Below are 15,059 nucleotides of genomic sequence, written 5' to 3' on the forward strand. Positions count from 1 at the left end.
CATTACTTTTTGAATTGCCTATCTATATCAAAAACATTTACTTACTAAACAAATTAATAGAAATTCTTTCTTGAATTTTTGTATTGAGAAAACATTATAAAATTAATAAAACTCCATAATCATTAATGATTATTATGCGTATCAGATTAATAATTCTTAAAACAATCTTACCTCTAATTCAACATGAATAGTTATCCACAACTTATCTTGCTCATACACTAAATATAATAATATCAAAGATGATAAATATTACAATTATGTATAAAATACAATAATTAATTAAAACAGATTAATTACTGCACCACACCTTCATCAATAAGTTTTTCTGTAAATAATAATGCTCCCTTATAGCTTAGATGTACTAAATCATTAAAGCACGAATCATCTAATTTCATTCGTGAATAATCATAATAAGGTATATCGGAATAATTCTCATTAATAAAGTTATTAAAATAGGTTTCTGCATCCATAGTATGGGTAGAATTTTGTAATGCGCTATGAATAGGTGTATCCAGAAAGATCAGTTCTAGATTCTTGTTTTTACAATAATCATAAATATCTTTTAAATTATTTGCTTCTAAAACTGAAATATTATACATCTTTGCCTCTGTATTTTCATTTAATGATTTAATTTCTTTTGTTAAAATATTCCGATTATCTACTTTAAATCCTCCTATATTAAGTATCCTTATATCCAAATTTCGGCTTTGCACCAGTTTTTTTATCATCTTTAATGTATACAATGGAGATCTCATAATACCATGTATCAATGACGCTTTATTATATTCCCATGTTTTATAATATTCCTTATTTGTATAAAAATGGATATATTGAGGTAAGCGTGATTCTAAATGGCTAGGACTTGTTAACCATCGAGTATCAATTTCATCGGATAAGTTTCGAGAACCCAAACAAACTATAATTCTTTTCAAATTTGGATTATTACTATGTAAGGTCCTTAACTTAATATAGGAATAAAACAAAGCATCTGCATTAGCGGAAATGTTGGTTGTTTGAGTCAACATGTGATCATTTACAGAATATACAGTTCTGGATGCACCTAAAACAATAGTATTTACTTCGTTTTTAAGTTTTAACAAACCTGCAGCATTTATAAAAATTTTATTACAAATAACTGAACCAACTACAATTAAACTAAATGCCAATACATACTTTATAATTTTTTTGAGAAACTGCTTCATATCAACAATTTAAAATTGGAAATACACAAATGGAGCCTGTTCTCCTCCATAAATAAGAATTGAAAAAGTAATGGCCAAATATAATCCCCACCTAACTACTATTGGCTTCATCTCAAAAACGCCATGTAAACCGTGTGGCTTATCTCGATTAATCCACTCTACTAAAAATAAAATAGAAGTAAAAAACATGGCCTTAAGAAAATCTTCCAAATTATTCTCTATAAACCTAAAGGATTCACGAATTTCTGTATTTGATAAAATACTCAGAAAATACTGCTTAGAATGTTGAATATTATCTGCCCGAAAAAATATATATGTAGTTGCAATAAGCCAAAATGTAGTAAAAATTTGAGTAAACTCTTTAAAAGAAGGAAATATTTTACTTTTACTAATAGGTTCTAAATGGCGTCTGTTACGTCCCCTCAACATTGATGGAGCAAAGTATAATCCGTTCAATAAACCCCAGCAAATAAAAGTCCAGTTAGCTCCATGCCAAAATCCACTAATTGTGAATAAAATTAATGTGTTTTTAAACTTATTCAGATTGCTACCTCTACTACCTCCCATTGGGATATAAATGTAATCCCGAAACCAGGTTGACAATGATATATGCCAATTTCTCCATCGTTCACCTATACTTCGAGCGAAAAGAGGATATCTAAAATTAATCTTTAAATTAAATCCGAGTAGACGACTTATACCAATTGCAATATCTGAATAACCTGAAAAATCAGTATATATTTGAACAGAAAACAATGCTAATCCCAGAATTAAAACCAATGAGGACATTTCATCAGGATTATTATAAATTGGATCTACAATCTTACATAAATTATCTGCTACTACGACTTTTTTAAACAGCCCCCACAACATTTGCCTTAATCCATCAATAGACTGTTCTAAGTTAAACTGTCTTTTTTTATAGAATTGAGGTAAAAGATTTGTTGCTCTTTCAATAGGACCAGCTACTAATTGTGGAAAAAAACTTACAAAAGCAAAAAAGGATATAAAATCATAACTTGGTTCTAACTTTCTTCTATAAACATCAATTGAGTAACTTAATGTTTGAAAAGTATAAAAACTGATACCTACAGGTAATATAATTCTTAATGTATGAATATTGGGTGAATGTCCAAAGGCTGTGAATGCATCAATAAAACTTTCTATGAAAAAATTATAGTACTTAAAAAAACCAAGCAATCCGATATTAATGAAGATACTTATAAAGAGCAACCACTTCCTGTTTAATTCTTTTTTCGCACGGCCTAACTGTAATCCAACTGTAAAATCAATAATAGAGCTAAAAATTATTAACGATAGAAATCGCCAATCCCACCAACCATAGAATATATAACTAGAAAGTAAAAGTAATAAATTCTGAACTTTTAAATTTCTATTTACTACAAACCAATAAATTACAAAAATAATTGGCAGAAAAATTGCGAACTCTATCGAATTAAATAACATTTTATAACAATATAATATATTGATTACATAATAGTCCCTTTTTTTCTAGTCTTCAACACACCGAACTGAGAATCCATATGACTTTCCGTATAAGGATGTATAAACACCTAATGTTGAATTTGATAAACTAACAGCATAAGCATCATATTCTGTATTTTCAGAGCTTGACCACCAATATCCTACAGATGTAATTCTATCAAAAGTACCATCATATAAATATCTGCTCCCACCAGGTAAGGCATTAAAATAATACTCATTGGTAACATCTGATTCAGTTTTTTTCCAATGAGATGTACCTGTTTCTTTTAAATAACCACCTGCAGTAACCACACCTCCAACGTAGTCAAACAATTCATGCCATTCACTTTCTGATGGTATGTGCCATCCATCCGGACAAACCCCCTGCGTATTTACTTCAATTAAAGGAGCTCCATTCATAGCTGCAGCATAAGTATAAAGAGCACCATAATCACCCCCATACTCTTCCTCATCATTATCATAAAAACAATATGCCTTATCTACATTACCATCCTGTAAATCGCCCCAAGCATTATTCTCCACTACAAGAGGAATTTCTGTACCATCCGAATACTTTGTAACTCTTAAATTTTCTGCCATCCAGGTTTGATTACCTATAACGATAGTTTCATAAACATTTCCATCAACATCAACTAAAGATCCGATTGTTAAAGGTTCCTTTTCTTCTGTTGGATCATCTGAACATGATGATACACTAAAAATCACTAATAAAGCAAGAATTAAATTTTTAAACATATCTTCTATTATTTGGTTAAACATCAATCTCTAATTAAGATCAGAATTTATATTTTTATACTAATAAGATAATCTTTATATATTTAAAATCAAATCAATATTTGACTAATGGTAGAAATTTAAAATTAGTGATAAAACTTATGTATCTATTGCAGACCAATCAACAGCAATAAAATTTATACATTTAAAAATCATTTGTTTTGGAACAAATCTGACATCAATATAAAATATGTGATTTCAAGATTAATTCAATTAGGCAATAAAATATTATAATTATAGAAGTACAACTATATGTTTCTATATGCCTTATCTCCTTCAGTATATTGCATATACCATTTATTAACATCTACACCTAGTGTTTCTAATATATTAGATGGCTTTACAAAGATTGGTTTATCTTTTAATGTATAATCTATATAGCTAGAAGCTTTTGTGACTTTTAATAAGTCCCTATCCATCAGAGATAAACTAATTGATACACAACCTTTTTGTTGTAAAAACCTTGTTAAATATGCTATTAATTCTCTTGCTTGTAACCAATTATGACCAAAATTTGGCATATAGACAATCCTACCTCTATTATATTTATTATTTATTTTATGGATATAACATACACTATATCCTATAAATGCTTCATCTTTAAAAATCTCAAATCCATAGGACTCATTAACAGGACAATTCAGTAACCACTTGATGAAATTTGCTGTCATATATTTTTCCATATATGTCTTATGAATATATGGAATATCCTTATTTACACTATTAACATCAACTTCTTTTATTTTAAGAATATTTTTTAGCTTAGGTGTTCTTTTAATATAACTTTGCAACATAATTGTTAGATTACCAATTCTTTTATAAAGAGATTTGTTTTCTAATGTGAGATAATATTTTAACGGTTTGATCAATTTCATACAAGTATGAGAATAACCTATATTTGTTAATCCAAACATCGAATACATTGATTGAGCTATTTCTGATCCCTCAATAGTCAGATTAAATTCACCATGTTGTAAAACCTTCTTGAATAGTTGTATACCTGCTAATCCTTTATACCCATCTTCTATTTTCCATGACATAGGAATTACACCTACAATTTCATTGTCTCCATATTTATATATACTGGATATAAATCCAATCATACCAACAATACGTCCTTCTTTATTTTCTGCAACATAACCATTAAGTTTATCAGGAACATCAGGATCTTGCAGTAACCAATTTAATTCAGGTACACACTTTCGTTTCTTATACAATTCTTGTAATTGAAACAAGTCAGAAGCTTTTACCGGTCTAATTTTTTCAGACATTCTTATTTAGATATTTGAGATAAAAACACTAATAATTGTTCTCCTAAATAATCCTCTCCAATAGTATTTAAATGTCCTCCATCATATGTGTAATCGGGAACTAACGTATAACAAGTATCATTACCTACCTTTATAAACGCTCTTTGGTTATTAGGTTTTGTTGATTCATATAATGCTATATCAAAAATAGCAGCATCATTTTGATATCTTTTCTTTAATAATTTATTAAACTTATTTCGTGCAATATTATCTTCAAGTCCAATAGATCGCCCAATCATTTTCTTAACAAAAGCTTTAAATCCACTTTGAAGTTTTCTTAAAGGAACTGTAGAATGTGTAAAAATAATATCTGGATATTTACTCGAAAGCGAATCCATTGTTTCTGTATATATCTTAAAAACTGATTCAACATCTGTTCCCTCAATAAAATCCACATAACAAAATTTAAAAAATGCCACATCTATGTTAGTTGATAATTCACTATTGATTTTAAATTCAAAATCCTTAATTTTTGAATAAGGATTTCCATTTTTACCAATTTGAGTATGATATATAAAGCCATTCTCAATATTCAAATCTGTCATTGGGATATTATCTACTATTTTAATATCTAAACTATTGTTAGATATGTATCTCGACGTACCACTTAGAATATTTCTTCCTACAGACATATGTCCAAAATAGATTCTTTTAGATGCAATTCTATTTATAACTTCAGGATTTAATTGAAAATAAGTATTGTCTGTATTTTTTTCCATATCATTTTTACTATTACACCCGATGTTAATTAAAAGGACTATTATGATTTGTAATATAAATCTTGTCATAATTTATTCTTATATAATATGTTGGAGTTTAAAATAAAACCTGAGAAATGATTTCAATTCATCCTTAAAAGAAAATATTAACCGCTGGTTAAATTATTATTCAATTCGAAAAGGAAGTTATTTTATATACTTATTAATAAGATCTACTGTTTGATCAATATGACTTTTCTTTGACATTCCAACTACAACCGATTTAATTTCTGGAAATTGTCCTATAAACTCAAATGCTTCTTCCGGAGGAATCGCCCCTGCTGCTAACGTACTCATTGGAATAAAATTCATTCCAGGTTTCTGCACTGCTTTAATAGTTGCATCAAGTGATGGGTTTAAATAAAAACCTGTTTTATTGAATGCTGCCATTATTAAATAATCATCCCACCCTCTTTCGTCAAGTCTATTTCGTAATAGTGGGACATTTTTAGATATTAATCCTCCAGGTACACCATATTCCTTTTGAATATGATCTCTAAATACATCAAACGCCTCATCACACCCCAACCCAAGAGCAAGATCAACAAGGGCATCATGCATAAAAATTGCACCTATTTTATGACCTTTAAATGGTAACATCTCAATATCAATTAAGATCTTTATCATTTTATATAAATTACCACCAACTAGACCTGTCATACCTGTAAGCATCATTGATAAACTTTTACCCGCTCCAGCTTGTGAAAGTAAGTCCGTTAAAACGTTAAACATTCCCTTTTCATTAGCCTGACGCACATACTTTACAATGTAAGGTAATAAAGGATACACTGTAAAATCATCTTTCAAAACAGGATCTGTGGATAAGATATCCAGTATAACTTTTGATCTTGGGTGAGTTGACATCATCATAGCCTTAACTCCTTTACTATGAGCATATCTTAACACCTCAACTAAAGCACTTTTGTTCTCAAATTTTTGTTGTTTTGCATTTCCCCTTTCTTGAGATAAGTGATCTACACCAAAAAGGGGATTGTGACCTAATAATATCTTATCTAACTGTTTCATATATATCAAACTTACTTTAAAATGGATTAGAGAAAATCTTATCTTTTATTTATCACACAACTAAGATCTTTGTCTGGCAGAAAGCCTTTTTTGTTGACCTGCTTGCATGAATTATTATAATTCATCAGGAAATTAAAACTGGCTTACCTTGATCATTTGCCGATTCATAACATGCATCAACAACCTTTTGTATATGAAAACCATCAAGTATTGATGGAGATGATTGACGATTCTCCCTTATCGCATTAATAAATTCAATATCCTGATTTGTAAACTTAGCTCCATTAATATCTATACATACACCCGTAAATAGATCATTTGCAGAATAAAATATTTTACCAGAATTATAATCACCTACTGCTTCATCCAGAAATAGATCAACTGTATCATCCGTTATTATTAAATTTCCATTTTCTCCCAGAATTTCTAATCTTAACTCCATCTTTCGTTTAAACCTAACACTCCATGAAGCATCCATCCAGCCTTTTAAGCCTGATTTAAAATTTAAATTAACGTGAGCAAAATCTTCTATACCAGGAGAGTATACCGATAAAACATCAGCATTAACACGTTCAACAGGGCCGAAATACCAATAAAGCAGATCAAGCAAGTGAGAACCTTGACTTTCCAACACTCCTCCTCCTGATATTTTTGGATCATAACGCCAACCTTTCCCTTTTTTAAATAATTGAGAAACATATACACTACCCTTAACATTGATAATATTACCAAGAGCTTTTGCTTCTATAATTTTCTTACCTTTTTTAAAACTATCAATATTTCTTGCCATATATCCAATCATATTTGGAATCTGGCGTTTCTCCAATTCTTGTAACAGTTTTTCTGCATCACCTGCTTTAACAGCTAATGGTTTTTCCATTAAAAATGGAATATTATGCTTAATACATTCCATTGCATTTTCAATGTGATATCCAACAGGACTACCAATCAACACTCCATCAATAGTTTCTTTTTTAAGCATCTTGTCGATGCTTTTATACACATTAATGCGAGGATTTAGCATATTTAGAGGTTTTGCAGGAAACATGGCAGGATCAACAACTGCAACAACCTCACTATCAGGAAGTGAATTAAATATAGCAGCATGCATTAATCCCATTCGACCTAATCCTATTATTCCAATTTTAAGTTTTGGTTGATCCATATTATTTACTTTTTATTTAATAATTGCATTATATTTCATCATCTATTTAACTGATTATAAATAGATTTATATTCTTCAGCTATATTATCCCAATTATATTCCTTTAAAAATCGTTCTTTGGCCTTATTTGCTTTTTTCTTCATTTCTTCGATATTTGACAATGCCCAGGATACTTTATTAGCAATATCATTTACATCTCTTACTTTAAAAAACAGTACTTCATCTTCATTCAAAATGTCTTTATTCCCAATTATATCACTGCACACAACAGGACAATTGACCGTTACCGCTTCCATAAGCATCATAGACATTGCTTCTACATATGAGGGATAAATAAATAAAGTGGCCTTAGATAAATAACTTAATAACTTTTCCTTTTCCTTAATCATACCCAGAAAAGTAACATTTAAATCACCTTTTAATTGATACAATTCCTCTGAATAATCTTTTATTTGGTTCATATCTCCAGCAACCAATAAATGGCCCTTATAATCAATTTGTCGCAAGGCTTGTATTAAGTCATGCAACCCTTTGGAGCGAATAATTCTTCCTGCAGCAAAAAATATATAATCTTTATGGTCGATGGAAGGAAGCAACGCTGCGTTAACTGGATCAATACCGTTAGGAATTAATTGTGCATCTAGTTTAAATAAATCTTTATATTTTCGTTTTTCAAATTTTGAAACGCAGCATAATCGATCAGCCTTTTTTACATAGAATTTATTATTCGCATTCCAAAACCACTCAAATTTCTTCCATTTATCTACAATATTGAAACTTCCATGTGTAGTTAAAACTACTCTATACTTCGGCTTAAGAAAAAGTAATGAAAAGGCGGCAAAACTATTATGAAGATGAATGACATCATAATTACCTTTAAAACGAGCATGTAATGCTGAAATCAAATAATACCAAAATCCATTTAGTTTTAGAAATGGTAATTTTTTAAATACCTTTTGATATACGCCATTATAAGGACCTGATTTTAAATGAGTATGTGAAGAAATTGAATAAACATAAAAGTCAAAGTCATTTTTTAGATTATTAATTATATGCTCACCAGCAGTTCCTGCACCTACAAACGATGGCAGTCCTTTGATTCCAATTACAGCAACTTTAGGTTTTCTAGGCATTATCAATAATTTTTAAATATTCATTAGTAAAACGTTCTACACTATACTCTTGAGATATTATCTGATAGGAATTTCTTCCGTAAGCATCCCTCATATCAAAATTTAAAATTAAAGTTTGAAGTGCATCTGCTATTCCATCTGCATCTTTCATTTTTAGTATAAAACCATTTAATTCGTTTTTCACAAGTCTTGAATTATCTCCCACATCAGTAACTACACATGGTAATGAATAACTCATTGCTTCCATTATCGTATTTGAAATTCCTTCAAAAAGGGAGGTAGATAAGTATATTGTAGCCCTTTTATAATAATCCAGTATATTCGTTGGATTAATTACTATACTTACATACTGTTCTAATTGTAATTCAACAATCCAACTTCTAATTGTATCTTTCAATTCACCCCAGCCAATTATTGTATAATGAATATTATTAATACCTTTCTTTACAACCAGACTAATAGACTTTAAAGCTGTCAAGTAATCTTTCTGAGGAACAAATCTTCCTACCGTTAAAATTTCTACAATTTTATCATCTTTTCTTTCGATTAAAGCTGGAGATATAATACAATTGGGTATTACAACAATTTTCTCTTTATTGAATTTTCTCCTTGAATAAAGCGCCGCACCGGATAAGTTATTAAATATTGTATAGGTATTAAAATGGTTATGCATCACACGTTCAAATATCTCTTTATGAGGTTTTAAAAAAGCATTTCTAACCCCACCTATTCGTACTTTTACTCCAGCCAAAAATCCAATTACACCACATAAAACATTCCCTTTAAACAGATATGAGATTAAGACATCTGTATGATATGCTTTTAAGGCTTTAAACAGAGCAAACAAATTAAAAAATAAGCTGCCATTCAGAACTTTAATTGGAATATTATTTTCTTCAATATACCTAAGATTCCTGTGGTGTATTATATTTTTAAAAACAATTACATAAATATTATGATACTCATTTAGGGTTTTGGCCAGCATTAAAGCTTGTTTCTCTGCCCCTCCTGCAACTAGATCTTTTGAAAGAATACAAATATTTTTCTTCTGTTTCTTCATCAAATACTTCATGTAAGGTGTTACTCTAAAACAGGTATCAATTTTTAAGTTTTATTACTATTTAAAAATTAAGACTAATCTGTTACTATTCTCCTAAAATTATTACGAAACATCGGAAATATTCCATCGATATTAGCTTTTAATAGACTTTCGCTGGTTTGAGAGTTAATGCTAATGCGAGGTAAAGCTTGTAAATAGTTTTTATGTTCTGGAAAAATATTGGCTAACCTTGTTGTTGTTGCGGTTGAAAAGCCTATTTCTTTTACCATTTCAAACTCCCTTATACCTGCCTGATTTATTTTACCATACGGATAGCTGAAATGAGTAACTTTTTTACCTATTTTCTGTTCTATTTCTTTTTGGGAATTTATTATTTCTAAATAACACTCTTTTTCTGATAATTTTGCAAGTGCTAAATGGTTTTGCGTATGCCCTCCTATAGTTACCATGGGATCGTTTGACAATTGAATAATCTGATCCCATGTTAAACTCATTTTCTCATTATAAGAGTTAAGATCAATATCAAATAAATCAAAGAATCTAATCAATTCCTCTTTATTCATTTTAAGTAACTCGGTGCGTATTAAATTAAACGCTAACTCCTTTTGATATGCTGTCTTACATTTAATCTTATTTAAAAAAAAATATTCTTTTTGACTAAAACTATTTTTTTTTAATAAAAGATCTTCAAGAGCATACCACCATAATAGTATTTTTTTATTTGGAAAACTATTTGCAATATAAATTGTAAAAGGGATATTATATTTTTTAAAAATAGGATATGCGTATTGATAATTATCAAAGTAACCATCATCTAATGTATACACCACGAACTTACGTGGCAGATCATTATTTATTAGCCGATTATATAACTCATCTAAGGAAATTGTCTTATATGAATTCCTAATAAAGTATTTTATTAATTGACTTAATTGGTCCTCTGTTATTTCAATACTTTGATGATTATGAATCCTTGTTTTATTTTCAGTTGGGATAACTCTATGAAGCATTAAAATATGTCCATATCCCCCATAAATTTGTTTAGAGATTCTGCCTATACCTGAGTATTTAATTAAAGGAGAAAATAGATGAGCTATATGTTTTATTAAATAATTATTCATCGACTTAAACAAATAGGAAGAACATCTTTAACTGAAAACTAAATACTAATGCAACAATTCCTGATAAAGTTCTATTGTTTTATTCCCCATGCTTTCTATACTGAAATTTTCTTTGATTTGAAGATGTGCTTTTTTTGAAATTGAAACTCTTAGTTCATGAGATCCAATCAACTTCTTCAATGCAGAACTAAATGCTATTTTTGACATTGGTTCAATTAACAATCCATTTTCATTATTTATGATTAATTCATCTGTTCCTCCTCCTTTAGTCGCTATCACACTTTTACCCAAGGCCATATATTCAATTAAAGAATTTGATATGCCTTCAAGATGATTGTTTGAATTGGTTAATAAAACTCCAATATCAAGAACATTAATTACAGACTCTACATTATTAACATTTCCTGTAAAAACTATTCGATCATTTTCTTTATACTTCTGTTCAAAGTCTTTTTTTGATTCCCCATCTCCAATTGCAAGAAATGTAACATCTTCATTTATTTTGCAAATTTCGTTAGCTACTTCCAAAAAATTAGAATAATCCTTTCTGGGATGAAATGCAGCAACCATTCCAATAACTATTGATGTTTTTATTGAATATTTAGAACGTATTTCATTAGCATCTTTTAAATTTTCTAACCGGCTAAAGTTAAATCCATTATGAATTACTTTACCTCGATCTAAAGGTGCTTTATACGCCCTTAGACCTGCATATGAATTTGATAATACAATATTTGAAAAAGGGAAAGTTATCTTAGCTCTTAACCATTCTGATCCATATTTTTTACATTTTGAATTGGTTATCATTGCATTTACAAACGCAATTTTTTTAAAATGTGCAATTAGAAAGGAATAAATAGAAGGCATTGATCCCCAACTATGAATTATTTGAGGTTTAAACTCTTTAATAATTTTTAAAATTTGAAAAAAAACAAACGGATCTTTTTTAATTTTCCTTTTTAAAATAACCAGTTCCGTATGCTGCAAACCATATACTTCCGGATAATCAATTCTATCTCTTAAGATAACTAATTTAGTTTTTATATTATTCTCTTTATCAAAATACCTAAGAAGTTCCATCAGCCGTCTTTCCTTTCCTCCTTTCATTAGGTTATCTGTAATTATAAAAACTCTCATTTTTATTTATTGTTATTGAGTACAAAATCTGACAATGAATCAGAATAGGATTTATAATCAAAATATTTTTTACCTGCTTTATATGAATTTTCTCCAACAACATTTGCTAAATCATTATTTTTATATACATAAAGCATCATGTTACTGTATAAAGTAGTATCATAATCTTTACAATAAAAAGCAGAATCATCATTTAGATAATTTATTATTTCCCCAAAAGGAGTTGTTATTATTGGTCTTTTTGATGCACAATATTCAGCTATTTTTTGAGGAAATCTAGCTATGTCTTGCTTCGTATTTCTTAGAGGAATTAATAATGCATAAGCACTTTTATATGCCTGAATTAACTCTTCATTTGTTAATCCTGTTTGTATTATAATCCTATCTTCCATATTATCAGATGCAATTCTCTTTTGATAATCATCGATCTCTTCTACACTACCATTTATAATGAGTTGCAATTTGACGTCTTTGACCTCTTGTTCTATCAATTTGAATGAGTCAATGATAAAATCAATTATCTCAGTATATCCAACAGATCCGCAAAAAAGAAAGCATCTATGGTTACTTGTTAATATTGGAACATTATCATAAGCCTCAAAATCAACTATTGGAGGAATTATAAAACAAGGCTTTTGCGGATAATTTTTTCTTACCTGATTAATCAATTCCTGACTTATTGTAATAATTCCGGAAAAATGTTTAAAAGAATTTTTATCCAGCCATTCATCATTAATTTTATCAAAATATGATTTAGACATGGTAAAAGATGATCTTAATTCAAAATAAACCAAATACACAGGAATATTAAATATTCTTGAAAAGAGAGACCAAAATTTAACATATAAATACTTGTATGAGTATAGTATTATGGCATCTACGTTCCTGATTCGAAGAACAATCCAAACAAATTCTCTAATAAAACCATATGCTTTAGCATAAATTTTTAAAATTCTACTATTAGGAGAAAACACATATGGTGAAGTAGTAAAATAATTAACACCATGCATCACGCCTTTTTTAGTAAGCAAATAATTTAAATCATTCTTCTTAAGAAAGGTATGACTAATTACTGTAAAAGAAATATCATCTCTTACTACAGCTCTTGCCATTAACATTAATTTCTGGACAGAGGCAGTTCCATATGGAAATCCACATAAACCGAGTGAATATATATTACGTTTTTTATTAGACATATCTATTTAAAATCAATAATTACCAAGCACTATTATACCCACATACATCTAAAATTATAATCTATTTATGCGTCAACTATTTAAACTTAGAGTAGGTTATTAAATAAACAATATAAAAGAATGGTACAAATGGTATTAGAATTAATCTTAACCTGTTATCTTTTAATATCTTTATTATAGATATTGAAGAATTATTTTCCAACCACCCATTCCTAAATAGATTAAGTAAATTCTTTAAAATCAGCTTATAGTTCCCTGTCCTGATCATATATATAAAGTTATTATTTATATGCCATGAAAGGTAATGGAACATAGTTTTCGAGCTTTTTTTAGGATTGACAATTGCCTTTTGTATGATAGAATTAGAATCATCCATATAGTAATTCCTAAGAGCAATATTATGACATATAACTTTATATCCTGCATTTGCAATAGAAAACCAAATATAACTTTCCACATAGGCTCCCCTGTTAGATTTAAATTCCGGGAATGGATATTTTCTTAGTATGTCAGTTCTAATCATACCCCATTTTTCACCATTGATTTTATACCTATAACCTAGTTCAAGATTATTACTCACCAATGGTGCATTTGGATATTTATTACCTATTATTTTGTTAGTATATGGATCCTTACATAAAACATTTACACCACTAAACTCATTTTGCTGATTCTTTGGTATTTGATTCCAAAAACTTAGAAATATTTCTAATGTTTCGGGAATAAAACTGTCATCTGCATCTGCAGGAACAAAAAACTTCCCTTTTGCATACTTTAAGGCCAGATTCCATGCGAAATGTTTGCCTTTATTTTCATCATGCACCAGTATTTTGAAATTAATATTTGAACTCGCCAAAAGATTTTTTAATACAGATTGAAAATTATCAGGCGAAGCATCATCTACAATAATCCATTCAAAATCTTTAAATGTTTGATTTTCTAAACTCTCAAATACACGATGTATGGTTTTTTCGCATTTATATGCTGGAGTAAAAACGGTAAAAGTATAATTATCATTATCCATAATTATTGTATTTTATTACTTATCAAGGTTCTAATATTCAATTACTAATTGAACCTACTAATTAAAATGAGTCAGCAATAATATCTTTCATCATGATCTACATATTTTCGACCTAAGCATCGGTTAGGTATGCCAACTGCAATATCATTTTCTGGAACATCCTTTGTTACAACACAATTAGCTCCAATAACAGAATTATTTCCAATAATGACACCACCTACAATTATGGCTCCAGGAGAAAATCTTACTTTATCACCAATAACAGGTGCTTTTCCTTTTTCCTTACTAAAAGTCAGATTGTGTATTAGGGTAACATTATTACCTATAACAGTTTGCGAATTAACAACCAAACCAAAACCATGATTTATCTTACAACCATAACCAATCTTAACTGTAAGAGGTAATTCAACACCACTACGACGACAAATATTTTGATAGATTTTTTTTGTAATATAAGCAAAGACAAAGATTCTTTTCCTTTTAAGTAGACTTGCAAACCTATTCCAAAACATAAGTCTATATAACCTATAGCCTATATAAGTTTTTAAAAATGCCTTTAATGAAGATTCTCCACGATACCTGTACAAATCACTCTTTATTAGATCAATAAATCCATACATGTATATAATAGTTAATTTTAAATAATT

At 29.0% G+C, this 15,059-nt stretch carries 14 protein-coding genes; all 14 read right to left on the minus strand.

From position 1 onward, the window contains the following. Positions 1-293 precede the first annotated feature (293 nt). Positions 294-1,202: a hypothetical protein gene (locus OM075_RS07130; protein WP_301189798.1), complete on the minus strand. Its 909-nt coding sequence runs from the start codon at positions 1,200-1,202 to the stop codon at positions 294-296. Positions 1,203-1,211: 9 nt separating this feature from the next. Next, entirely contained in the window at positions 1,212-2,669 is a 1,458-nt protein-coding gene (locus OM075_RS07135; RefSeq protein ID WP_301189799.1) for an MBOAT family O-acyltransferase, read from the minus strand. Between the two features lie 45 nt (positions 2,670-2,714). Further along, positions 2,715-3,443, minus strand: coding sequence for an FISUMP domain-containing protein (locus OM075_RS07140; RefSeq protein ID WP_301189800.1), 729 nt, complete (start codon positions 3,441-3,443; stop codon positions 2,715-2,717). A gap of 287 nt (positions 3,444-3,730) precedes the next feature. After that, a complete protein-coding gene (locus tag OM075_RS07145; protein ID WP_301189801.1) occupies positions 3,731-4,753 on the minus strand; it encodes a hypothetical protein in 1,023 nt (340 codons plus the stop codon). Between the two features lie 2 nt (positions 4,754-4,755). Beyond that, positions 4,756-5,511 (minus strand): hypothetical protein, encoded by a 756-nt coding sequence (locus OM075_RS07150; protein WP_301189802.1) that lies wholly within the window; start codon positions 5,509-5,511, stop codon positions 4,756-4,758. Positions 5,512-5,697: 186 nt separating this feature from the next. Next, positions 5,698-6,576, minus strand: a complete 879-nt coding sequence (locus OM075_RS07155; RefSeq protein ID WP_301189803.1) for a hypothetical protein — start codon at positions 6,574-6,576, stop codon at positions 5,698-5,700. A 124-nt stretch (positions 6,577-6,700) separates the two neighbouring features. Continuing rightward, complete coding sequence (locus OM075_RS07160) at positions 6,701-7,741, minus strand: Gfo/Idh/MocA family protein (protein ID WP_301189804.1); 1,041 nt, start codon at positions 7,739-7,741, stop codon at positions 6,701-6,703. Positions 7,742-7,779: 38 nt separating this feature from the next. Beyond that, positions 7,780-8,874, minus strand: a complete 1,095-nt coding sequence (locus tag OM075_RS07165; protein ID WP_301189805.1) for a glycosyltransferase family 4 protein — start codon at positions 8,872-8,874, stop codon at positions 7,780-7,782. After that, positions 8,867-9,934 (minus strand): glycosyltransferase, encoded by a 1,068-nt coding sequence (locus OM075_RS07170; protein WP_301189806.1) that lies wholly within the window; start codon positions 9,932-9,934, stop codon positions 8,867-8,869. The genes OM075_RS07165 and OM075_RS07170 overlap by 8 nt, the downstream gene beginning before the upstream one ends. 74 nt (positions 9,935-10,008) lie before the next feature. Beyond that, on the minus strand, positions 10,009-11,055 hold the full coding sequence (locus OM075_RS07175; RefSeq protein WP_301189807.1) for a polysaccharide deacetylase family protein: 1,047 nt from the start codon (positions 11,053-11,055) through the stop codon (positions 10,009-10,011). A gap of 45 nt (positions 11,056-11,100) precedes the next feature. Next, complete coding sequence (locus tag OM075_RS07180) at positions 11,101-12,192, minus strand: glycosyltransferase (RefSeq protein WP_301189808.1); 1,092 nt, start codon at positions 12,190-12,192, stop codon at positions 11,101-11,103. A 2-nt stretch (positions 12,193-12,194) separates the two neighbouring features. Continuing rightward, positions 12,195-13,388 (minus strand): glycosyltransferase, encoded by a 1,194-nt coding sequence (locus OM075_RS07185; RefSeq protein WP_301189809.1) that lies wholly within the window; start codon positions 13,386-13,388, stop codon positions 12,195-12,197. Between the two features lie 76 nt (positions 13,389-13,464). Continuing rightward, entirely contained in the window at positions 13,465-14,412 is a 948-nt protein-coding gene (locus OM075_RS07190) for a glycosyltransferase family 2 protein (RefSeq protein ID WP_301189810.1), read from the minus strand. Between the two features lie 71 nt (positions 14,413-14,483). Next, positions 14,484-15,032 carry a serine O-acetyltransferase gene (locus tag OM075_RS07195; RefSeq protein WP_301189811.1) on the minus strand — a complete coding sequence of 183 codons (549 nt, stop codon included), beginning with the start codon at positions 15,030-15,032 and terminating at the stop codon, positions 14,484-14,486. Between the last annotated feature and the right edge of the window lie 27 nt (positions 15,033-15,059).

This window comes from Plebeiibacterium sediminum, from assembly GCF_026013605.1.
Classification (GTDB): Bacteria; Bacteroidota; Bacteroidia; order Bacteroidales; family Marinilabiliaceae; genus Saccharicrinis; species Saccharicrinis sediminus.

Coding starts and splice junctions, on each gene's coding strand:
- OM075_RS07145 (WP_301189801.1), bottom strand. CDS start 4,753: ATGTCTGAAAAAATTAGACCGGTAAAAGCTTCTGACTTGTTTCAATTA.
- OM075_RS07185 (WP_301189809.1), bottom strand. CDS start 13,388: ATGTCTAATAAAAAACGTAATATATATTCACTCGGTTTATGTGGATTT.
- OM075_RS07170 (WP_301189806.1), bottom strand. CDS start 9,934: ATGAAGAAACAGAAGAAAAATATTTGTATTCTTTCAAAAGATCTAGTT.
- OM075_RS07140 (WP_301189800.1), bottom strand. CDS start 3,443: ATGTTTAAAAATTTAATTCTTGCTTTATTAGTGATTTTTAGTGTATCA.
- OM075_RS07160 (WP_301189804.1), bottom strand. CDS start 7,741: ATGGATCAACCAAAACTTAAAATTGGAATAATAGGATTAGGTCGAATG.
- OM075_RS07135 (WP_301189799.1), bottom strand. CDS start 2,669: ATGTTATTTAATTCGATAGAGTTCGCAATTTTTCTGCCAATTATTTTT.
- OM075_RS07165 (WP_301189805.1), bottom strand. CDS start 8,874: ATGCCTAGAAAACCTAAAGTTGCTGTAATTGGAATCAAAGGACTGCCA.
- OM075_RS07150 (WP_301189802.1), bottom strand. CDS start 5,511: ATGGAAAAAAATACAGACAATACTTATTTTCAATTAAATCCTGAAGTT.
- OM075_RS07195 (WP_301189811.1), bottom strand. CDS start 15,032: ATGTATGGATTTATTGATCTAATAAAGAGTGATTTGTACAGGTATCGT.
- OM075_RS07180 (WP_301189808.1), bottom strand. CDS start 12,192: ATGAGAGTTTTTATAATTACAGATAACCTAATGAAAGGAGGAAAGGAA.
- OM075_RS07190 (WP_301189810.1), bottom strand. CDS start 14,412: ATGGATAATGATAATTATACTTTTACCGTTTTTACTCCAGCATATAAA.
- OM075_RS07130 (WP_301189798.1), bottom strand. CDS start 1,202: ATGAAGCAGTTTCTCAAAAAAATTATAAAGTATGTATTGGCATTTAGT.
- OM075_RS07155 (WP_301189803.1), bottom strand. CDS start 6,576: ATGAAACAGTTAGATAAGATATTATTAGGTCACAATCCCCTTTTTGGT.
- OM075_RS07175 (WP_301189807.1), bottom strand. CDS start 11,055: ATGAATAATTATTTAATAAAACATATAGCTCATCTATTTTCTCCTTTA.